22 protein-coding genes and 1 tRNA gene are annotated in these 20182 nt (G+C 70.5%); 9 read left to right on the top strand and 14 right to left on the bottom strand.

Annotated elements, in window-relative coordinates:
* Window positions 1-32 precede the first annotated feature (32 nt).
* The 3 genes from K3N28_RS05305 to K3N28_RS05295 all read right to left on the bottom strand — a co-directional run bounded on the left by K3N28_RS05305 (window position 33) and on the right by K3N28_RS05295 (window position 2800).
* Entirely contained in the window at window positions 33-1298 is a 1266-nt protein-coding gene (locus tag K3N28_RS05305; protein WP_228091444.1) for a PP2C family serine/threonine-protein phosphatase, read from the bottom strand.
* 69 nt (window positions 1299-1367) lie between these two features.
* Window positions 1368-1850, bottom strand: coding sequence for an FHA domain-containing protein (locus K3N28_RS05300; protein ID WP_228091443.1), 483 nt, complete (start codon window positions 1848-1850; stop codon window positions 1368-1370).
* A 236-nt stretch (window positions 1851-2086) separates the two neighbouring features.
* Window positions 2087-2800: a DUF3662 and FHA domain-containing protein gene (locus K3N28_RS05295; protein WP_228091442.1), complete on the bottom strand. Its 714-nt coding sequence runs from the start codon at window positions 2798-2800 to the stop codon at window positions 2087-2089.
* A gap of 238 nt (window positions 2801-3038) precedes the next feature.
* Between K3N28_RS05295 and K3N28_RS05290 the strand changes: the two genes are divergently transcribed.
* Window positions 3039-3380, top strand: a complete 342-nt coding sequence (locus K3N28_RS05290; RefSeq protein WP_228091441.1) for a helix-turn-helix domain-containing protein — start codon at window positions 3039-3041, stop codon at window positions 3378-3380.
* 76 nt (window positions 3381-3456) lie between these two features.
* Here K3N28_RS05290 and K3N28_RS05285 read toward each other — a convergent pair whose 3' ends face one another.
* Together K3N28_RS05285 and K3N28_RS05280 are read right to left on the bottom strand one after the other, a co-directional pair.
* Window positions 3457-4518, bottom strand: a complete 1062-nt coding sequence (locus K3N28_RS05285) for a histidinol-phosphate transaminase (RefSeq protein ID WP_228091440.1) — start codon at window positions 4516-4518, stop codon at window positions 3457-3459.
* On the bottom strand, window positions 4515-5387 hold the full coding sequence (locus K3N28_RS05280; protein ID WP_228091439.1) for an RDD family protein: 873 nt from the start codon (window positions 5385-5387) through the stop codon (window positions 4515-4517). The genes K3N28_RS05285 and K3N28_RS05280 overlap by 4 nt, the downstream gene beginning before the upstream one ends.
* A 1502-nt stretch (window positions 5388-6889) precedes the next feature.
* Here K3N28_RS05280 and K3N28_RS05275 point away from each other — a divergent pair.
* The gene (locus tag K3N28_RS05275; protein ID WP_228091438.1) at window positions 6890-7189 is read left to right on the top strand and encodes a DUF4190 domain-containing protein; all 300 of its coding nucleotides are present in this window, start codon (window positions 6890-6892) and stop codon (window positions 7187-7189) included.
* A gap of 68 nt (window positions 7190-7257) precedes the next feature.
* Here K3N28_RS05275 and nagA read toward each other — a convergent pair whose 3' ends face one another.
* A complete protein-coding gene (gene nagA, locus K3N28_RS05270; protein WP_228091437.1) occupies window positions 7258-8373 on the bottom strand; it encodes an N-acetylglucosamine-6-phosphate deacetylase in 1116 nt (371 codons plus the stop codon).
* Window positions 8374-8540: 167 nt separating this feature from the next.
* On the opposite strand from nagA, the gene K3N28_RS05265 reads away from it, so the two are divergent.
* From K3N28_RS05265 to K3N28_RS05255, 3 genes are read left to right on the top strand one after another with little or no spacing between them, the layout of a single operon-like run.
* Window positions 8541-9326, top strand: coding sequence for a DeoR/GlpR family DNA-binding transcription regulator (locus K3N28_RS05265; RefSeq protein WP_208498914.1), 786 nt, complete (start codon window positions 8541-8543; stop codon window positions 9324-9326).
* A 41-nt stretch (window positions 9327-9367) separates the two neighbouring features.
* On the top strand, window positions 9368-10135 hold the full coding sequence (locus K3N28_RS05260; protein WP_228091436.1) for a hypothetical protein: 768 nt from the start codon (window positions 9368-9370) through the stop codon (window positions 10133-10135).
* Window positions 10136-10139: 4 nt separating this feature from the next.
* Window positions 10140-10628, top strand: coding sequence for a hypothetical protein (locus K3N28_RS05255; RefSeq protein WP_228091435.1), 489 nt, complete (start codon window positions 10140-10142; stop codon window positions 10626-10628).
* Window positions 10629-10675: 47 nt separating this feature from the next.
* Here the strand turns inward: K3N28_RS05255 and K3N28_RS05250 are convergent, their stop codons facing one another.
* On the bottom strand, window positions 10676-11416 hold the full coding sequence (locus K3N28_RS05250; RefSeq protein WP_228091434.1) for a GntR family transcriptional regulator: 741 nt from the start codon (window positions 11414-11416) through the stop codon (window positions 10676-10678).
* A 356-nt stretch (window positions 11417-11772) separates the two neighbouring features.
* Here K3N28_RS05250 and K3N28_RS05245 point away from each other — a divergent pair, with 356 nt between their 5' ends.
* The 3 genes from K3N28_RS05245 to K3N28_RS05235 are packed head-to-tail and all read left to right on the top strand — an operon-like array spanning window position 11773 to window position 12696.
* The gene (locus K3N28_RS05245) at window positions 11773-12117 is read left to right on the top strand and encodes a hypothetical protein (RefSeq protein WP_228091433.1); all 345 of its coding nucleotides are present in this window, start codon (window positions 11773-11775) and stop codon (window positions 12115-12117) included.
* Window positions 12114-12443, top strand: coding sequence for a hypothetical protein (locus K3N28_RS05240; RefSeq protein WP_228091432.1), 330 nt, complete (start codon window positions 12114-12116; stop codon window positions 12441-12443). The genes K3N28_RS05245 and K3N28_RS05240 overlap by 4 nt, the downstream gene beginning before the upstream one ends.
* The gene (locus K3N28_RS05235; protein WP_228091431.1) at window positions 12430-12696 is read left to right on the top strand and encodes a hypothetical protein; all 267 of its coding nucleotides are present in this window, start codon (window positions 12430-12432) and stop codon (window positions 12694-12696) included. The genes K3N28_RS05240 and K3N28_RS05235 overlap by 14 nt, the downstream gene beginning before the upstream one ends.
* Window positions 12697-12748: 52 nt before the next feature.
* On the opposite strand, the gene K3N28_RS05230 is transcribed toward K3N28_RS05235, so the two are convergent.
* From K3N28_RS05230 to K3N28_RS05210, 5 genes are all read right to left on the bottom strand, one after another.
* Window positions 12749-15439 (bottom strand): hypothetical protein, encoded by a 2691-nt coding sequence (locus tag K3N28_RS05230; RefSeq protein WP_228091430.1) that lies wholly within the window; start codon window positions 15437-15439, stop codon window positions 12749-12751.
* 141 nt (window positions 15440-15580) lie between these two features.
* Window positions 15581-16144 (bottom strand): DUF3180 family protein, encoded by a 564-nt coding sequence (locus K3N28_RS05225; RefSeq protein WP_228091429.1) that lies wholly within the window; start codon window positions 16142-16144, stop codon window positions 15581-15583.
* An 11-nt stretch (window positions 16145-16155) separates the two neighbouring features.
* A complete protein-coding gene (folK, locus tag K3N28_RS05220; RefSeq protein ID WP_228091428.1) occupies window positions 16156-16692 on the bottom strand; it encodes a 2-amino-4-hydroxy-6-hydroxymethyldihydropteridine diphosphokinase in 537 nt (178 codons plus the stop codon).
* Window positions 16689-17126 (bottom strand): dihydroneopterin aldolase, encoded by a 438-nt coding sequence (gene folB / locus K3N28_RS05215; protein WP_228091427.1) that lies wholly within the window; start codon window positions 17124-17126, stop codon window positions 16689-16691. The genes folK and folB overlap by 4 nt, the downstream gene beginning before the upstream one ends.
* Window positions 17127-17270: 144 nt before the next feature.
* On the bottom strand, window positions 17271-17939 hold the full coding sequence (locus K3N28_RS05210; RefSeq protein WP_228091426.1) for a hypothetical protein: 669 nt from the start codon (window positions 17937-17939) through the stop codon (window positions 17271-17273).
* A gap of 309 nt (window positions 17940-18248) precedes the next feature.
* On the opposite strand from K3N28_RS05210, the gene K3N28_RS05205 reads away from it, so the two are divergent.
* Window positions 18249-18321: transfer RNA gene (locus K3N28_RS05205), tRNA-Arg, on the top strand.
* 102 nt (window positions 18322-18423) lie between these two features.
* Here K3N28_RS05205 and K3N28_RS05200 read toward each other — a convergent pair.
* Window positions 18424-19932: a tyrosine-type recombinase/integrase gene (locus tag K3N28_RS05200; protein WP_228091425.1), complete on the bottom strand. Its 1509-nt coding sequence runs from the start codon at window positions 19930-19932 to the stop codon at window positions 18424-18426.
* Window positions 19932-20153, bottom strand: a complete 222-nt coding sequence (locus K3N28_RS05195) for an AlpA family transcriptional regulator (protein ID WP_228091424.1) — start codon at window positions 20151-20153, stop codon at window positions 19932-19934. Before K3N28_RS05195 ends, K3N28_RS05200 begins: the two co-directional genes overlap by 1 nt.
* Between the last annotated feature and the right edge of the window lie 29 nt (window positions 20154-20182).

Below are 20182 nucleotides of genomic sequence, written 5' to 3'. Positions count from 1 at the left end.
CCTAGGACGCAGTGAGCCTACAACGGTAGCGCTCAGTCCTCGCGGCAGTCCGACGCCGCCGCAGGTACGGAGTCCGCGCCGGTGTCCGCAGAGGAACACAGCGGGTCGAGGTTGGCGTTGGTGGGGGCGGGGTCCACGAGTTCGCCCAGCCGGCTCTCGGCGTCCTCGATCCCGTCGGCGCGGATCCCGGACTCGAGCTCGGTCTCGACGTCGTCCACGGCGTCCTCGGCGGCGCGGCCGGAGTCGACTTCGACCCACGCGACCCGGTACCCCGCCACCTCAAAAGGGAGGCCCCGGTAGACGCTGATGTTGCCCGCGTCCGAGACCCCGATGAAGTACTGCGTGCGGACCCACCACATGCCGCCCCCGGCGGCGAGGGTGAGCACGATGAGGCAGGCCAGGATCGTGCGCCACACCCGGCCCTGCTTGCGCGCCTTCGGCTGGACCTCTTCGGTCTCGGCCTCGGCGTCCGCCTTCGGCTCCTCGGCCTCCTTGACCGCGCGCAGCACGGCCGTGTCGGACTCGGCCAGGCGGGCGTCGGCCGCGGCCCCGCCGATGAGCTGCCGCTGCTCCCCCGGGTCGTCCGCGATGACGTCGGCGACGAGCACCGTCACGTTGTCGGGCGCCCCGGCGTCGAGTGCCTGCTGCACCAGCGTCTCGGCGGCCTCCTGCGGGGTGGCGGCGCCCTGCAGGGTGCGGGCGATGTCGGCGTCCGAGACGGGCCCGGAGAGGCCGTCGGAGCACAGGAGCAGGCGGTCGCCGGGGACGCCCTTGATGGTCTGGAACGCCGGCTCGACCTCGGAGGCCCCGAGCGCGCGCAGCAGCAGCGAACGCTGCGGGTGCCGCTCGGCCTCCTCGGCGGTGATGCGGCCCTCGTCGACGAGCATCTGCACGTACGTGTCGTCGACGGTGATCTGCTCGAAGGCGCCCTCGCGCATCCGGTAGGCGCGGGAGTCGCCGATGTGCACCAGGTTGAACCACTCGCCGTCGAACCACAGGGCGGTGAGCGTGGTGCCCATGCCTTCTTTCTGCGGGTCGTCGGCGACGCAGCGGCGGATCGCGCGGTTCGCGTCGGCGACGGCGTCGGCCAGCTCGTCGACCACCGAGTCGGCGGGCGGGGGCACGTCCAGGCGGGCGACGGTGTTGATCACGATGGCCGAGGCGAGATCGCCGGCGGCCATGCCGCCCATGCCGTCCGCCACCGCGATGAAGTGGGCCCCGGCGAACACCGAGTCCTGGTTGCCTTGCCTCACCACCCCGCGGTCGGAGATGGCCGCGTATCGCAGGTGCAAACTCATGTATCAACCGCCGTAGCGCGGGCACGCCCGCTGTTCGATGCCGACATCGCCGCCTCCTCGCCCGCGCTGCTAGGGACGCAGCTCGAAGGAGGAACGCCCGATCCGGATGGGCACCCCGAGCGGGACCGGCGTGGGTGCAGTGACTCTAGCGCGACCCAGGTAGGTGCCGTTCGTGGAGCCCAGGTCCTCGACGACCCACTGGCCGTCCTGCGGGCGCACGCGGGCGTGCCGGTTCGAGGCGAAGTCGTCGCGGATGACGATCGTGGAGTCGGGGGCGCGGCCGATCGAGATGGGCTGACCGGAGAGCGCGAACCGGCGGCCCTGCAACTCGCCGGTGGTGACGACCAGCCACTGCGCCGACTGCGGGGCCTGCGGGCGACCGCCGCGGCCGGGAGCGGGCGGGGCCGAGACCGGACCGGCCCCGGGCCCGGCGGCCGCGGGGCGGCGCTGGGCGAGCAGGTCGCGGGTGATCGTCCGGGCCGCGGCGAACACGAACAGCCACAGCAGCACGAGGAACCCGAACCGGGCGACGGTCTGGACTATCTCAGGCATTCGGCGCTCCCAGCGAATGAACGATCGGTCCTGGACACGGTAGCCCACCGGCGCGCGGCCTGTTCCACTGCTTGTGGCCCTTGAGGTGCCGGGCCGCCGGGGCCGTCTGAGCGGAAATCTGACAAGCCTCGTGAGGAGCTAGTACTTGAAGCGGAGCTCTGCGGAGCGGTACTTGCGACGAGCGAGCCGCCGCTCAGATTTTCTCTCAGGCGGCCCGCCCGGGCCACAACGGACCCCTATCCGGCTTGGAGCGTCAGGGAGGTGGTGCCTATTTGGATGACGTCGCCGGGCTGCATGGAGACGGTGGCGATGCGCTGGCCGTTGACGAGGGTGCCGTTCGTGGAGCCCAGGTCGGTGACCGAGACCTGGCGGCCGTCGAAGTCGACGCGGACGTGGCGGCGGGAGATGCCGACGTCGGGCAGGCGGATCTGGGCCTGCTCGCCGCGGCCGATGACGGTGGCGCCGTGGGCGACCGAGAACTGGCGGCCGTCGGCGGTCACCAGGACCGGGCCCGTGGGGGCCTGCGGGTGGGCGGGGCCGTAGCCGCCGCCGGAGACCGGCTGGTCGACGCCCTCGTTCAGGGCCGCGACCTCGGCGGTGACGCGGAACATGCCCGTGTCGAGGCCCTCGCCGCGCTCGATCTCCACGATGACGTCGCCGTAGACGGTCCAGCCGTTCTCGCCGATGAACTCGGCCTGCGACTGGGCCAGCTCCTGCGCGAGCGCCGCGGCATAGGGGGCGAGGCGGTCGTGGTCGGGCGGCGAGAGGTCGATGACGTAGCGGTTCGGCACCAGAACGCGCCCGCCGGCGAGGACCGCCTTGTGGGTCTCGGCCTCGCGCTGCATGGCGCTGGCGATCTCGACCGGGTGCACAACGCCCTTGAACATCTTGTTGAAGGTGCCCTCGAACAGGCCCTCCAGTTGTTTTTCCAAGCGTTGCAGAACGCTCACCGGTTCTCCTCCTCGTCAGACGCCATCCGGTCCGTGACGCTCCCTGAATTGCCGCGTCGTCCCCCGATGGTATCGGCTGGCTTCACGCCACGGCGAGCGGTTGAGACGCAACCGTTGTCCGAGCCGGATTCATATCCACTGATCGGGTGAGGTCGGTGTCGTCCGGTAGTACCGAATACCGGGAAAGCCGGGCAGGGTCGGGTGGCGATTCCGAGGGAAGGCGCGTATGGTGACGCGGGTGACAGATCGCGACTTCAGCTCATTCGTCCGGGACGTGCGCAAACGCGCGCACGTCGCGACACGCGAGCTCTCCGACTCCGCCGGGGTCTCGAACCCCTACCTCCAGGGCGAGCGCGGTGTGCGCCGTCCGAGCGGCGCGGTGCTGCGCCAGTTGGCGCTGGCGCTGCGGATGGCCACGCCGATCATGTACCTGCGCGCCGGGATGGGCCACTCCGAGAACGGTTCGGCGATGCCGCTGGCGATCGCGACCGACCGCGAGCTCACCGCGAAGCAGAAGCAGACCCTCGCCGAGATGTACGAGGCGTTCTGCAGCGAGAACGAGCGCACCGCCGGCAGGTAGCCGCACCCCGAGCGACCCATGCTTCGCGACCGAGGGCTCGGGCGCCTCACCGGCGCCCGGCCCTCGGTCCGCCGTTCTACCGCTCCGTCTCGACGAAGGCGCGCAGCGCCTCCAGGACGGCGTCGTTGTCCTCGGGCATGCCGATCGTGACGCGCACGCCGTCTCCCGCGAAGGGCCGCACCAGCAGTCCCCGCCGTTCACAGTGCACCGCGAAATCGACGGCCCGGTCCCCCAAGGGCAGCCAGAAGAAGTTCGCCTGCGAGTCGGGCACCTCGGGCACCAGTTCCCGTGCGGCCGTCACCGTCCGCTTGCGTTCCGACGTCACGAGCGCGACGCGGCGGCGCATCTCGCCCTCCGCTTCGAGCGCGGTCAACGCCGCGCGCTGGGCGACCGCGTTGACGGCGAAGGGGATCACGCACCGGCTCACGGCGTCGGCGACCTCGGGCCGCGCGACCATGTAGCCGACGCGGAGCCCGGCCAGGCCCCAGGCCTTGGAGAACGTCCGGAAGACGACCGCGTTGGGCCGTGAGGCGTAGCGCTCGATCGCGTCGGGGCAGGCCGGGTCGGTCACGAACTCGCGGTAGGCCTCGTCGATGACGACGAGCACCGACTCGGGAACGGCGTCGAAGACCCGGTCGATCTCCTCGGCGGTCAGTGCGGGCCCGGTCGGGTTGTTGGGGCTGCACAGGAGGATCGCGCGCGTGTCGGGTCCGACCGCCGCGATCATCGCGTCGACGTCGTGGCGGTGGTCGGCGGTGTTCGGGACCTGGACGCTGCGGAGCTTCGCGACGGTGGCCGCGATCGGATAGGCCTCGAAGGAGCGCCACGAGTAGACGACGTCGCCGCCGGTGCTCGCGACGGCCTGCAGCAGGTGCCCGATGAGGGCGACCGAGCCGGTGCCGGTGACGATGCGCCCGGCGTCGAGGCCGTGCCGCGCGGCCAGCGCGTCCCGCAGGGCGACCACGCCGAGGTCGGGGTACCGGTGGACGTCGGCCGCCGCGGCGGCGACCGCGTCGGCGACGCCCGGGAGCGGCCCGTACGGGACCTCGTTGCTGGAGAGCTTGACGGCTTCGGGCATGGCCTTGCCGGGGACGTAGCGGGGGATCGATGCGAGGTCGTCGCGGATCGGATCGGTCATCGCGGGGGCTCCTTGTCGGATTCCGGCTCGCCCGTGCCCGCTTCGACGACCGCGGTTCCCGGGGACTTGTCGTGCAGGCACTGGCGGAAGGGTTGGTCTCGGATGCACCATATCCCGTCGAGGACCCAGACGATCGCGCCGAAGGGGAAGCACAGGAGCGGCAGGGCCGCGTAGGACCAGCGCAGCAGGAGGCGGCCCCAGCCGAGGCCGACGGGCGCGAGCGAGACGACCTTGATCCCCATGAGCCGCTTGCCGATGGTCTGGCCGGTGTTCAGGGTCGAGGGGACCTCGTAGGCGAACCACAGGCCCATGGCGATGAGCAGGACCACCCACAGCTGGTCGCTGAGCCGGGAGGGCACCTGGACGTCGGCGGGGTCGGCGGCCGAGGCCGCTTCGAGCAGGTAGGGCCAGAAGGTCTGCAGGAGCTGGTAGATGAAGTAGCCGTTGACGACGGCGTTGAGCGCGAGCATGCAGACGGCGTCGACGAGGCGGGCGACCAGGCGCTGCCCGGGGTGGGCGAGGACGCGGCCGCCGAGGATGCGCTGGATGTCGTGGCGGGTGATCCAGCCGACGGTGATGCCGAGGGAGCGGATGGGGACGGTGTCGGGGGGTTGGGTCACGCCTGGGGCGCGCCGGACGATGCGCGGCGGCGGTCCTTCGCCGAAGCTGCGGTCCGCGGGGAGCGTCTCGATCGCAGCGTCGGGTGTGGACGGTTCGACGGGTTCCGGCTCGGGGTCGACCGGTTCGGGTTCGGCGGGGGGCTCGGCGTCTGCCGGGACGGGCTTGCCGACCCAGGCGCCGCCGTCCCAGTAGCGTTGCGTGGCCGGGTCGGCGGGGTCCGGGTACCAGCCGGGTTCGATCGTGGTCATCGAGGCCATTCTTGCAGCCTCGTCCCGGCATTCCCAGTCAGTTCGCCCACAGCGGTCGCGGAGCCCGGTCTACAGGGACCGAACGCGTCGTTCTGCGGGCAACGACACGGCCCAGTCGGTTACTGCCTCGACTGGGCCGCTCGCAACGTGCTGCACTTCCGACCGAGTTAACAAGCGTGAAGTCTTTTATAGCGGCGTCCTGCTCCTAGGATGCTGGACCCGCTGTGCCTCCCGACGGCTCAGGTCGCACGTGGGTACTCGGTGGCGGTGCCCGAATCCTTCTGGTCTCTGGAGACCGTGTCCCCTTGAAGTCCTTCCGGATCCGTAACTCATTTCTACCCGCGTACTGACGGGTAGTAAACCCCTTGCCGAAAAAAATCCGAATGGAGTTCTCGAACGAGTGACCTGTAATCGGACGCGCACTGCGGGTTCCGCTGAAACTCCGCGTGAAGGGTGGGATTGCACTACGTTGCGGGACAGCGGCGCCGCGTGCCGGCTGAGAAGCGGCGCCGAGAGACGAGGAGGGCACCATGACGACCTACCCGCCGGCCTCCGGGCCACCCGAACCCGAAGCCGAACCGACCGAACCGCACCGGCGCGACGAGGAGACCGCTCGCGAACCGGAACCGACGCAGCCGGACACCGGGCCCTCCCCCGCGGTCGAACCGAGACCGACACGGCCGGCCCCCGCGAGCGGGCTGGGGCCGACGCAGCCGCACCCCGGGCCGTCCCCGGTGGTGGAGCCCGGACCGACGCAGCCGGACCCCGGGCCGTCCCCGATGGGCGGGCCGGGCCCGACGCAGCCGCACCCCGGTCCCTCCCCCATCGGCGAGCCCGGACCGACCCGACCGGACGGCGGGCCGTCGATGCCGCCCACGGGCCTGACCGAACCGACGCCTCCGGCGGGCGCGCCGGGAGCGACGCCGCGGGCGCCGTCCGAGACGCCGCTCAACGATTCGTGGACGCCGACGCCGATCGACCAGGCGTGGACGCCGGCCCCGACCGGTGAATCGTGGTCCCCGATGCCGCCCGCGCCTCCGCCGCCGCCCGTCCCTCCGCCGCCGGGCACGTCGCCGTCGAACACGTCGCCGTCAGGGCCGCTGAGCACGTCGCCGGAGGGGCCGACCGGCGCCTCGTCGCCAGGACCGCCGCCGGGCACGTCGCCGTCAGGACCGCTGGGAACCTCGCCGTCCGGAACACCGGCGGGAACCTCGCCATCGGGCGCCTCGCCCGCCGGTCCGCCGCCGGGGCAGGCACCGGGCGCCTCGCCGTCAGGGCCGCCGCCCGGGACTTCGCCGTCGGGGTACCCGCAGGGCACCTCGCCTTCCGGTCCGGTGCCGGGCACTTCGCCGTCAGGACCGCCGCAGGGCGCCTCGCCTGCCGGAGCGGCACCGGGCACCTCGCCTTCCGGGGTGGGACCTGCGGGCAGCGGGTACAGCCCCTACGCCGGCGGGGCGGCCCCACCGCCGCCCCCGTCGCCACAGGCGTACAGCGGCGGGCCGATGCACGCCCGGCAGGCGCGCAACGGCCTCGGTACGGCGGCCCTGGTGTGCGGGATCGTCGCGGTGGTGCTGTCGTTCGTGCCGGTGCTCAACGTGTTCACGTGGCCGTTGGGCATCCTCGCGGTCGTCTTCGGCGCGATCGGATGGAGCCGGGCGAACAAGGGACAGGCCACCAACAAGACGATCGCCATCACCGGGTTGGCGCTGGGCGTCATCTCGTTCTTCACGTTCTGCCTGCTCTACGTCCTCATCGGGGCGGGAAGCGAGAACATGTTCTACGACGCGGCGCCGATGCTGTAGCGGCGGAGACGGGCAAGGGCCGGGAGCGGGGCTCCCGGCCCGTTCGTTACTCGGCGCTCGGCCCTCGCCTAGATGTTGACCCAGAGCCCGCGGCGCAGGACCGAGATCAGGTTGAGGTCGTCGTCGAGGATCACGGCGTCCGCGTACTTGCCGGTCTCGATCGCGCCGACTTCGCTGAGGCCCAGCAGCTCAGCAGGGGTCGCCGAGGCCATCTGCGAGGCGGCCTCGACCGACTGCCCGGCCAGGCGCACCGCGTTGCGGAACGCGTCCAGGAGCGTGATGGTGGAACCGGCGATGACGTCGGTCCCGGCGACCGTGGCGACCCCGTCGACGACCTCCACCTCGTGGCGGCCGAGCATGTAGCGGCCGTCGTCCAGGCCCGCCGCGTCCATCGCGTCGGAGACCAGGAGCGTCCAGGCCGGCAGGGAGGTGTTGAAGGCGAATCGCATCGTGCCCGGGTGCAGGTGCACCGGGTCGGCCACGATCTCGGAGAAGATCCGCTCGTCCTCGATCAGGGCCGGGATGGGGCCGGGCTCGCGGTGGTTGAAGGCTCGCATGGCGTTGAACAGGTGGGTGGCGGCCTGGGCGCCCGCGTCGATCCCGGCCGCGGTCTGCTCGTAGCTGGCGTTCGTGTGGCCGATGGCGGCGACGACGCCGCGCTGGTCGAGGAACTCGATGGCCTCCAATGCGCCGTCCAGTTCGGGGGCGATGGTCACCATCTTGACCGCGCCGTTCCCGGCTTCGAGGAGTTCGGTCAGTTCGGAGAGGTCGGGGTCGCGCAGGACGTCGGTGCGATGGGCGCCGCACTTGGCGGCGGAGATGTAGGGGCCTTCGTAGTGGACCCCGGCGAGCGTCCCGTCGTCGACGAGCGGGCGGAGGGCCCGCGTCGTGTCGAGCAGGAAGTCGTGGGTCGAGGACACGAGCGAGGCGACGAGGGTCGTGGTCCCGCAGGAGGCGTGGAACGCGGCGGCCCCGCGAGCCGCCTCCGGGTCGCCGTTGGCGAGCGAGAAGCCGCCGCCGCCGTGGCAGTGGACGTCCACGAATCCGGGGACGACCCAGCCGGTGGGATCGCCGTCCCGTTCCAGAACGCCTTCGAATCGGTCGCCGTCGATGACGAGGGTCCCGTTGACCACGCCGTCCGGGGTGACGATCCGGCCTACGGCCGGCAGCATGACGCCGTCCACTGGCGCTCCTTCCAATCGGTCCGGCGTGTGTCGGCCCTCGCCGGTGCGGCACAATGATCGTGAGCGCACGAGCATGGCTTGAGCACCGCCCGAGCGCCAACTGACGTACTTCGAACACTATCGTGCAGACCGCGGCCGCCCGCCGCGATCCCGACCCGAGGAGCGCCGTGGACCGCTATGCCCGGTGGAACACCCTGCTGGAGATCCTCGCAGAGACCGGACGCATCACAGTGGAGGAAGCGGCCGAGCGGCTCGGCGTCTCGCAGGCGACGATCCGCCGCGACTTCGACCAGCTGTCGCAGCAGCAGATGATCACGAGGACCCGAGGCGGCGCGGTGGCCGGCGGGATCTCGTACGACCTTCCGTTGCGCTATAAGACCGCCCGGCATGTGGAGGAGAAGCACCGCATAGGCACCGCGGCGGCGGGACTGGTGAGCCCGGGGCAGGTGATCGCCTTGAACGGCGGCACGACGATCACCGAAGTCGCGAGGGCGCTGGCGACCCGAACGGACCTCGTGGCGACCCCGGGGTCGACGGGGCTGACGATCGTCACGAACGCGCTCAACATCGCCAATGAGCTCATCGTTCGACCGCATCTGAAGGTCGTCGTGGTCGGCGGCGTGGTCCGTCCACAGTCCTATGAACTGATAGGGCCGCTGGCGGCGCCGATCCTGCGGGAGATCACCCTCGACATCGCGTTCCTGGGCGTGGACGCGATCGACATGAAGCTGGGCGCGACAAGCCACCACGAAGGCGAGGCGGCGATCAACGCCCTCATGGCGGCGCGCGCCCGCAAAGTCGTGGTGATAGCGGACGGCTCGAAGATCGGCGGCCACGCCTTCGCCAGGATCTGCCCCACGGACCGAGTCCACACCCTCGTCACCGACGGCAACGCCCCGCCGGAACAACTCCGAGGATTCGAAGAGGCGGGCATCCGAGTCATCGTGGTGTAATCAGCGCCGACCGCTCTGCCACATCGAGCAACCGGAGCAACGTGTCCTCGATCGACACCCTCGCCGCCCTGATCCGGCTCGCCTTGGAGAGCATCCGGGCGGCGAGCGCCGGGATCAGCTCATCGCGCGAGCAGACCGAGGAACTGCGAGACGAACTGTCGGCGCTCGGAGCCGACAACAAGGCCGCACAAGTCGGGGCGATCGCGGCGACCCTCGACGATCAGCAAGCCCGGGCAGCGAGAATGGCGAGCCTCGCAGAATCCGCCTTGGCAGCAGTGGAGTCGCTGCGCGGCAACGGCGGTCGGCACTCGGGATCACCGCCTGCCGTCACGACTTCGTCCAGGCCGGGGGCAGCGGATGCAGCCGGCCCCTCGATCACCCGTCCGTCGATGGCACCCGACCCGAACCGAAAACCCATGGGCCCTCCTGAACGTCCGAACGGCAAGGCCTCTAAGGCCCGGAGCATAGAACTGCAGAACGGCGCGGCCGCATTGCTGTCGAAACTCGGCTACTCGGTCCAGCAGAGCCCACCACCGCGAGGGACCAAGCAACCCGACTTCGTCATCGAGGGCAAATGGTGGGACTGCTATGCACCGACTTCGGCGATTCCCAAGAACGTCAGGAAAGCAATGCACAAGAAGGTGAAGGATGAGCAGGCCGACCGCATCCTCCTCGACCTCACTGATTCGGAGCTGCAGCCGGACGCGCTGCGGCAAAAGTTGGCGCAGGATCCGATCAGCGGCTTGAAGGAGATCAAGATCGTCCGAGACGGCACGGTCATCGATTTTTATCCGTGGAAGAAGGAGTGACCAGATGGCAGCACCGTCGTACAACCTAGTCACCGGCGCAGTGGTGACCGCCCAGGAGGCTTTGGATCACTTCGCCACGAGCTTGGGATGCCCGGAACGACACCAGAGTCCGGCTTCGGCTAGCGGTGCAGAACTTTGGGTGGCCACCGCGATCACGACGGCTGACGAAGACCGGGACACTGCGGCGTACATGGGCATGACGGAGATGCTCGAGGCCACTTTCGTCCCGCACAAGAGCCTCGACGCCGATGCAGAAGAGCTCGCGATCAGCCGAGCGATCGGAGCGATAGCCGAATTCCTTGAGGTTCACCCTGGACCGCAGGCGATCGTGTTCGATGACATCGGATTCAGGATCTTGCTCCGGCGGTTCGAGGACGGCCAGATGAAGCTCGACGAGACCTTGTTGGATCCGGAGAACCTCAACTCCGGCGGCTCCTTCAACGAGCTGGCCCGCCGGTATCAGGCGGCCGACCTCGGGCACCTCGAACTCTGAGGCCGGGCGATACGATCGGCGAACCGGCGGAATCAGCTTGCTACCGCTCAGATGGTGGCGTGGTATTCGAGTTCGTAGGCGCTGGCGTCGATGATCATCTCGGTGACCTCGACGCAGCGGTCTTCGGCGTCGAAGGCGGTGCGAGTGATCGCGATGACCGGCGTGCCGCCCGGAAGTTCGAGCGCGGCGGTCTCGGCAGGCAGCGGCATCCGTGCGCGCAGGCGCTCGGTGAAGCGAACGGGGGCATGGCCGATCTCATCGAGGCGTGCGTAGACGCCTCCAGGGCCGGTGTCGGTATAGACGATCGCGGTGGACCGGACCAGTTCGAGCAGGTAGTGAGAATCGGCGAGCTGCACCGGTCGGTCTTCGACTGCGAAGCGCCGCGAGCGGCGCAGGACCGGATCACCGGGTGCGAGGTCGAAGGCAGTGGCGACGGCTTCGCTCGCGGGTGTTTCGCCGACGGTCACTTCGACCATGCGGGCTCGCTTGCCGGTGTCCGCGTCTTGAATGGCCCGCCCTTCCTGCCAAGCCGACAGACGCGCCGGGAAGGACCGAAGGATCGGCTCGAAGGTTCGCACGAAGCTTCCAGAACCGGGTTTCGTGATGATGAAGCCGGTCTGGCGCAGTTGTGCGAGGACCCGGGCGGCGGTGCCGCGGTCGATGCCGAATTCGTTGCCGATCGCGGTGGCACTGGGGAGTCGTTGACCAGGCGCATAGGTGCCGTCGAGGATGCGCTGGCGCAGTGCTTCCGCAGCGGTCGCCGCTGCTGAGCCCTGCTTGGCTTCCATGTCGTTCGATCCTTCCTGGCCCGGTGCTGACTCAGCCTACCCACTGCCGCATTGATGGGTCTCAGGCGAGAGCGTTTCATTCCGATGGCATCAACACTTGACCGATGCCATCGGTTGTGCTCTACTGATGGGGCACTTGATTCAGGGTCACCGTTTGGCGGCGCTGACTCGCAGGTCGCCTGTTTCGGTGGGGAAACAAGCGGCGTGCCGCACGGCGATCCTCGCCCGCCCCGGATCCATCGGGTTCGGGGCGGACGGAACACCAACTCAATACGGTCGCACACAGACAGCGGCCCGCCGGTTCAAGCTTGGAACCCTGTCCGGCGGGCCGCGCACTCCAAGAGAAGAGACTTCTCATGGCACTGTTGAGCCTAGCGCGCGACGCCGTACCCGCTGGCGTCAAGATCGACCTGCAACTGCATCAGCCCTACCGCACCTGGCTCGGGCTCGGCCGGCTCCGCTGCGAGTGGTGCGGCGAGCGGTGGGGGCGGCATGGCTGCCCGCCCCGCGAGTCGGCCGTCCGCCTGTTCGTCTACACCGCTTCCCCGGCACAGCGTGAGGCGGCGCTCCTCTCCGGCGACCTCACCACCGACGACCTCCGGCTCCGTCGGCGCGTGCGATCCAGCGGCGCCCATCGCCGGAAGCCTCGGCCCTACCCGACACCGGAGGTCGGCCCGCGACTGGTGGGAGCGTCCGCATGAGCGACCCCTGTCAGCCCGCCGCCAAGATCGGGACCGGCGACTTCACCGGTCGTGTCGTCTCCGGTCGCATCCCGCACGCCGAGCCCGACTCCGTGGTGCTCCGCCGGCTCTATCCACAGCCGCCTGTCGACATCGGCGTCATCGACCGGATCGAGGCCGGCTCTGCGCGACTCGCCATCCATCCGCCGCATCGCAGCGCATGGAGCGACGCCGATCGCGCGGCGCTCGAATCCTTCTTCACCGCTCGCTACCGCGACCACCACCGCCTCGCCGCCCTCCTCGGCATCGCCGACCCGATCGAGGAGTCCGCCGATGGCCGATCATGAGACCTGGGTCCTCGTCGAGGACTTCGCCTATGGCATCGGCATGGGCGGGACCATCCGGTTCCTGGTCGAGCGGTCCACCGTCGACTATGACCTGCATCGCGTCTCATGCGATGAAGGGCTCGGCAACGGGCCTCGCGAGGTCTGCACCTTCACCCAACCCGCCGCCGGGCCCGTCCAATGGCGGCGGGCCTGGGACGGCGATGCCATGAGTCCCAGGATCGAGCGCGATGCGCGGGCCATTGCGCAGCGGTGAGCCGAATGCGGCCGGGGCCTTCGCCCCCGGCCGCATTCGGCTCACTTTGGAATCAGCGCATCGGCTCCGGGCGGTCCGGGTTGAAGAGACCGGTGCCTTCGAGGGTGTGATCGGGATGGTTCGGGTCGATGGGTTGAGTGTCGTGCATGTCGAACTCGTCCTCCGGCTCGACCGTGTCCTTCGGGCGGCCCAGGCGGTCGAGGGCGAAGGAGACGAACACACCCAGCAGCAGCACGCCCGCGAAGATCGCCTGCGAGTAGTCGGCCTGCCAGGAGCCCTCGCCCGCGTCCGACACCGCACGGCCCCAGAGGACCAGCCCGGCCCACACCCCCACCGTCGCCAGCACCGTGCCGAAGACGCCGCCGCGCCGGCCCCACAGGCTCGTCCCCGCCAGCAGCGCTATGCCGAACGCGAGCACCTGCGGCTCGACCGAGACCGGGGGGACGCCGTTCATGCCGAAGTTCAGCGAATGGTCCCCCTCGACCGGGCCGAGGGCGTACATGAACGTCAGGAAACCCGCGCCCGCCGCCAGCAGCATCGACAGGACCGTGCCGCCCAGCAGCAGGAACACCGCCGAAGCGGGGCGCTCGCCGCCCTCGGGGCGAAGCTCGCGCGTCGCGTACTCCCTCGGACCGTCGGCCAGGCGCTTCACCGCACTGAAGCCGTTGCGCACCCCGGGTGCCAGGCCCATCAGCCCGCCCGCGACGGCGAGCACGGCCGCGCCCCCGAGCACGTACAGGCCGTTCGGTGCGCTCGGCAGGTCCACCGATGCGACGCCGCGCCATTCGGCGAAGCGGTCCAGCACCGGCAGCGACGCGAAGACCACGGCCCCGATCGCCAGGCCCGCGAACCACGCGGGCGCCCGGAAGGCCGCGACGAGCAGCGTGTACAGCAGTCCGGCCACGACGGCGGCTCCCGCCACGTAGCCGAGGTAGAGCCACACGTTCGACTCCACGGGGGACGCGAGCGGGATCGCGATCGCCAGAGCCGGGACCGCGAGGTTCACCGCGCCGAGCCGCAGCGACAAGCCGATCGCCAAGGCCGCCAAGAGGATCGGCGTCAGGTACAGCGCGTGGGATTCGAGGGCGTCCGAGAGGCCGGTGAAGTCGTCGCCGAACAGCTCCTCCTCGCGCCGGTAGACCAGGAACAGCGCGTTCAAGGTCAGCAGGAGCAGGATCGCCTCCCAGACGAACTGGAAGACCACGCGGTCCTTGCGCGCCTCGGGCCGTTCGGCGTAGCCGACCGCGAGGGCCGGGGGGCCCGCGAACGGGTCGAGGTGCTGCGCGCGCTCGTCGATGCCGTGCGCGAGTTCGGGCCGGCCGGCCGGCGCCGGCGTGAAGTCGAGCTGCCGGGTCTGGTCTTGTGCGGGCTCGTCGCGATCGGGCGGTACGTAGGTCATGCGGAGGTCCTCTGTGCCGGGTGGGAAGGTCGAGGCTAAGCGGCCGTAGCGGCGGTCGGGCGGCGAGCCGTAGCCGTCGCGGGACGAGTCGCGCAGGTCGTCGAAGACCCCTGACGCGCCGAAGGGATCACCCGCTCCCGCTTTGGGAATGCCGCCGGTGGTGGTGATGCCGCCGGTGTGCTTCCAGTCCCCGCCGCCCGCGCCGAGGCCCGCGAAGTCCTCGTCGTACGGCGCGTACGCGCCGGTGTCGCGGTCGGTGGGGCGCGGGTCGTCCTCGCGCAGGTCCTCGATGGAGCCGGCGCGGCTCGTCGACGCCGCCTCCGCGTCGTCGACGGTGTTCATCGCCTCGACCAGGCGGGTGACGAGGAACCCGGCCACGATGGCGCTCAAGGCGATCCAACTGGGGTCGAAGGTCCAGCCGCGCGCCTCGGCCAGCCACATGAGGGCCAGCACGAGCGTCGCGGCGAAGACCGTGCCGCACACGCCGCCGCGGCGGCCCATGAGGCTGGTGCCGCCCAGCAGCGCCGCGCCGAGCGCGACCACCGTGAGCAGGATCGGGTCCGGGAGGCCCGCGGCGCCGGCGTCGGGCACCGCGGTCCAGGCGGCGACCACGCCGGCCGCTCCGGCCAGCGTCGAGGAGAGGAGGACGCCGACGAAGACCAGTCCGCTGCGGCCGTGCGGCTCCCCCGCCGGGGTCGCGCGGATGGGCGCGAGCCGGGCCCGGACGCCGGCGAACGCGCCGACCAGGCCGAGGAACAGCGACAGGCCCGCCGCGCCCGCGAGAGCGGCCAGGACGCCGGTGTTCGGCAGCGCGGCGAGCGCGAACGCGCCCGGGTCTCCGGCCGAGCCGGCCCACAGCCCGATCGCACCGCCGATCGCCCCGCTGGCAGCCCAGCCGGGGGCGCGCAGCCACGCGGTGAGCGTCGCCAGCACGACGCCGACGAACACGGCCGCGCCCAGGCCCATGCCCAGGGACACCGCGGCGCCGGAACCGGAGGCGTCGACGAAGATCCACGCCGCGAGCAGCGCGATCGGTCCGACCGCCAGGTTGACCGCGCCGACCCGCAGGGACACGGCCATCCCCGAGGCCAGCATGATCACGGGGGCGAGAGCCGCGAAGAGACCGGTCCAGGAGCCTTCGGCGAACGGGCCGCCGGAGGACCGGGTGAGGGCGAACAGCACGCCGCCGGCGAGCAGCAGCAGGCCGATCTCCCAGACGAGGTGCACGGCCATCCGGTCGGACGGGGGGTCGTCGTCGCCCGTCGACGCCGCCCGCTCCGAGCCGAGGTTCATCGTCGAGGTCGCATCGCGTTCATCGCTTCGACCGGGGGAGTCAAACTTCATGGGGCGCACCTCTGCAACGCGCGGATATCGGGGATATGGGGTGATCCGCAATCGGGGTCGGGTGGTCGGGGCGGGTGTTCGGCGCCGGAGGTCCGGGACCGGGTGTTCAGGGTCGTGCGATGGGTCGGCGTCGGGGAGCGGTCAGGGGCGGGTCGGCTCGTCGTCTTCGTCGTCGTCCTGCGGGGGAATGCGGCAGGCGTGTTCGAGCCAGAGCGCGGCAGCGGTGAGCGCGGCGCACGCGACCGTGCCGAGGACCGCCGGAGGCAGGTCGTCGGCGGCGGCGGTCAGGCGGCTGGACTGGACCGAGAGCCACACGGTGAAGCCCAGGTAAGCGCCGAAGAACGCGGCGCCGGCGATCGCGGCGGCCTTGGCGAGCACCGCGAAACGGGCGATCTGGAGCGCGTGCTCCGGTCCTTCCAGGCGGCCGGTCGAGCGCGGGGGACGTTCGCCGCCGGTGCTCGCCGTCCGCAGCCGGCCCCGGCTGGGGCGCAGCGTCTTCCGCGTCGTCCAGGCCATCCACGCCAGCAGTGCCGCCAGGGCGAAGACGACGAGGGAGTTGTACCAGGCGAGGTCGGGGGCCTGCTGGTAGTAGCGCGCGACCAGGAGTGAGGTGAGAGCGGCCCCGGTCAGCGCGACCACCGCGAGGGTGGACGGCGCGGTCGGCTTCAGACTCGGTTTGGGACCGTGCTGATCGTCACTTCTCATGCTGCTCCCATTCACGGCTCGCAAGCTTCGCCGTGTTCTGACCATATCGGGTGGAGTCGGCGGAGTGCACGCGCATCCGCCGCGACGGACTCGTCGCGTAGCAGGTCCCTCACCCGGCCCTTGCCGGGCAGCTCGGCGTCGCGGTCGATCGCGAACCACGGGACCAGCACGAACGCCCGCAGGTGCGCGAGCGGGTGCGGCAGTGTCAGCCGGGGGTCGTCGCTGAGGACGGGGGTGCCGTCGTCCTCGTAGACGGCGACGAGGTCGACGTCGAGGGTGCGCGGCCCGTAGGGGCGCTCGGGGTCGCGGACGCGGCCGGCCTCGGCTTCCAGGCGCTGGCCGAGCGCGAGCCAGTCCTCGGCGCGCTTCTCGGGGTCGGCGGCGATGACCGCGATGTTGTAGTAGGCGGGCTGCTCGTCGTCGCCGCCCCAAGGGGTGGTCTCGTAGACCTCGGAGACGGCCTCGGGGCCGACGGCCTCGATGGCCGTGGTGAGGGCGGCCTCGCGGTCGCCGAGGTTGGAACCCATGCTGAACACGACGCGGCTCATGCGCGGTCTCCTTCTCGGCGTTGCTCATGCTCGTCTTGCAGGCTTCGCCGAGGCTGTCGGCGGGCGGCGTCCCGGCTCCGGCGTTCGATGGTGACGGCGACGTCGCTGAACTGCTGCGCGATGGGGGCCTGCGGCTTGTGGACGGTGACGACGACGGATTCGACCCTGTCGAGGGCGAGGCAGGCGTCGGCGAGACGTTCGGCGAGGGTCTCGATGAGGTTCACGGGTTCGCCCGCGACGATGGCGGCCAGGGTGTCGGCGAGGGCGCCGTAGTCGACGGTGTGCTCGAGGTCGTCGGAGGCGGCCGCTTCGGCGGTCGAGGCCCGCAGGGACACGTCGACGATGAAGTCCTGCCCGGCCGCCCGCTCGTGGTCGAACACGCCGTGTCGTCCGTGCACCCGCAGGCCGGTCAAGGTGATCAGGTCGGTATCCACGCGCCCGAGCCTACTCGAACGCGTTGCGACGTCGAGGAAGGACGATGCGAGAGGGCATATCCGATGCTCCCGGCGCTTGCCCCCGATCGGGACCCGCGGCCTCCACGGTCGACTGCGGCTGCCGGGCACGACACCGCCGCAACGCTATTCGGCCTCGTGCTCCAGCGCGACGGTCGGCTTCGCGGCGCCGCTCTCCCTGACGTACCGGTTGCGGAAGACCGCCCACGTCGCCACCGCGAGAACGGCTCCGGCGAGGACGATCGGGAGGAGGCGGAGGTTGGCGTCCAGCCAGGACAGGAGTTCGCGGTACTCGGCGTTCGGGTCGACCAGGAGCACGGCCGCGATCGCGGCGGCGATGACGCCCGCGCCGGTGAACAGGCCCGACTTCCACCAGATGCCGAGGCTGAGGCGACGGCCGAGCACGCCGGCGGCGTCGATGATGCGCTTGGCGCGCAGGACCCTGACGCTCCCGAGCAGATAGGCGAGGCGCAGCACCTGCGCGCCTCCGGCGGCGACCACCAGGCTGAGGAGCGTGAGCGCGCAGACCGTGAGCATCCACTTGTGATGCCAGAGCCACGCGCGCTTGTGCCGCGCGGCGAGGAGCAGCGCCACCGACTCGAACCACAGCACCGCGCCCGCGACCCAGCCGATGATCTTCCCGGTGAACGCCAGATCGCCTTCGCCCCAGACGGTGAGGAAGACGGCAGGGACCGAGGCGCACACCGCGACGATGACGGGCACGCGCAGTTTGAACTGCAAGTACCGCCCGAACACGGTGAGCCTGTCGGGACGCCTACGGGGGGAAGGGGTCACACCACCACGCTACCGGCCCGCCGCGCACCGGGCGGTCCGGCCCGGAGGGCGAGCGGACCCCGAGCGCCGCAGGACCCGTGCGCGAGGCTCGCCGGAGCGGCGTCCGCACGGCCGACCACCCCGGCCGCAGCGGTGGATCCGACCGCGAGTGGCTTGCCGCCTCCACGGGGCGGGCCCCCGCCCGGCGCGGTGAATCCGGCCGTGGATCGGAGCGGCGCCCGCAAGGCGGACCCGGTGCGGCCGGCCCTTCCCACTCCCCCGAAGGCCGGTCCGACCGGTCCCGCCGATCGGCTAGACTCGGCTGTCGTCGCCCCCGTAGCTCAGGGGATAGAGCGTCGGTTTCCTAAACCGTGCGTCGCAGGTTCGAATCCTGCCGGGGGCACTTTCCTCACCCGCAAACACCAGCAAAAACAGCCCTTGACCAGGCATTTCTTGGTCAAGGGCCGTTCGTGTTGGTGTGGACGTGGTCCGGTTGAGTCCGGCTCTAAACGGCCGGTTCCGGCTCGCCGGTCAGAATATGGTCAGATTTTTGACCGGCATCCTCCTCACCGCTAGCTGGGGATTCGTCCTTTTCCTCGGCCTCGGGCTTCTCCTCGGCGAGGGCCTGCAGCAGCCGCTTCTTGGCGCGCTGCACGCTGCCGTCGATGCACTTCGCGTAGACGCGAAGCAGGGTCTCGATGCTGTGCCCGGCCCACTCGGCGACCTGGGCGACCTCGATGCCGGCGGCAAGCCACCCGGAGACGCAGGCGTGCCGGAGGTTGTACGGGACGGCGGCCAGGCCGCGCCGCAACTCGTCCTTGGTGAGTGCCTCAGGACGGATCTCCCGCCAGACCTTCCCGATGCGGTCGGGCGAGAGGACACCATTACGCGGCCCGACGAAGAGCCGGTCGCCCGGCCCGTACCCGAACTCAGCGACGTGGCGCCGAAGGATTGCCAGCAGCCTCGGCTCGATCGGCACGATACGGATGGCTTTCTCGGCGCGGTGTTTGAGGCGGCGGCGACTCCGGCGCTTGGTGCGGTCGTCGTTGAAGCGCGTCGGGGCGTGCGTGTCGGCGCGCTTGAGCCGGAACTCGCCGAACTGCTTGCCGAAGTCGGGGTGGCCCTCCCCCACTTCGGGCGGCAGGTAGATGTTGTCGCGGTGCAGTGCGATGGCTTCCTCGGGCCGGAGTCCGGCGTAGGCCATCACGGCGTAGAACGCCTCCAGTCGCTTCCCGAGGTCACCGTGTTCTCCGGCGGCTGCGAGCAGCCGGGTAATCTGCTCGGAGTTCGGAACGACCGCGGGGTCGACCGTGTCGTCGCTCTTTTCTCGTCGCATGGTCACGCCCTTCAATGGGTTGGTTCGAAGCAGACGGATCTCGGTGGCGTACTCGAAGAACTTGTTGACTGTGGTGCGTCGCCGATTGGCGTAGTTCGCGGAGGCGGCGGTGCCGTCCTGCTTGCGGCTCAATGCCTCCAAGATGCCGCGTGCGAGGGCCGGTCCCGTCTGGTCGTCTTCGAACGCGGTCATGTCGAAGGTGTTCTCCTCCAGCCAGACGATGACCGCCTTGTGGTCTTCGGGCAGATCGTCGCCCTGGATTCTGGCTGCGTAGGCCCACTCTCGGAGCGCCGCGCGGATCTCGTCGTTGCTGTGCGGCTTCCTGCCCTCCTTAAGCACAGCGAGCGTCGCTTCGCTCAGTCCCTCGGCGATGCTCTGGCGCTGTCGGCTCCCGATGTGCGGCCAGTGGGCCTCCGTGAACTGGAGCGTCGCCGCGTACCAGCTCAGGGCGGTCTCCCGGCGCAGCTCGGATTCGGGGAGGCCGGTGTCGATGTCGAAGCGCTCGCCGTTGGCGTAGGCGACCATGAGTTCGGCCTTGCGCGCGTCCGCGGCGGTCTTACCGTGGAGTGGCTGGCGCTGCTTCTTCCCGCCCACGGTCCAGCGAACGGTGTAGGTCTTGCCTTTCCTTCGAGCGAAGACCTCGTGCTCCCAGAAGGTGACCTTCCTGCTCCATCGCATCAGGCGTTCACCTCTTCGAGCTGTTCCAACCACTTGTCGAAGACGGTGCGGCGGACGCGTACCTGGTTGTTCGGCAACTTGATCGTGGTGGGCGTTCGGCCCTTGTTCTTCCAGTCGTTCCAGGTGCTCTTAGAGATGCCGAGTTCGTCGTAGACCTCCTGAAGGGTCATGAGGTCCCGTGCCGACCGTTGCGGTGTCGGTCGTGTGGTGGCTCGTGACATGCTGGTGTTTCCTTCCTTTCTGGCGTTTG

It is taken from the genome of Glycomyces sp. TRM65418 (assembly GCF_019710475.1).
Taxonomy (GTDB): Bacteria; Actinomycetota; Actinomycetes; order Mycobacteriales; family Micromonosporaceae; genus Glycomyces.
Note: the sequence above shows the minus strand (reverse complement) of the source record. Positions and strands in the feature narration are given on the sequence as shown.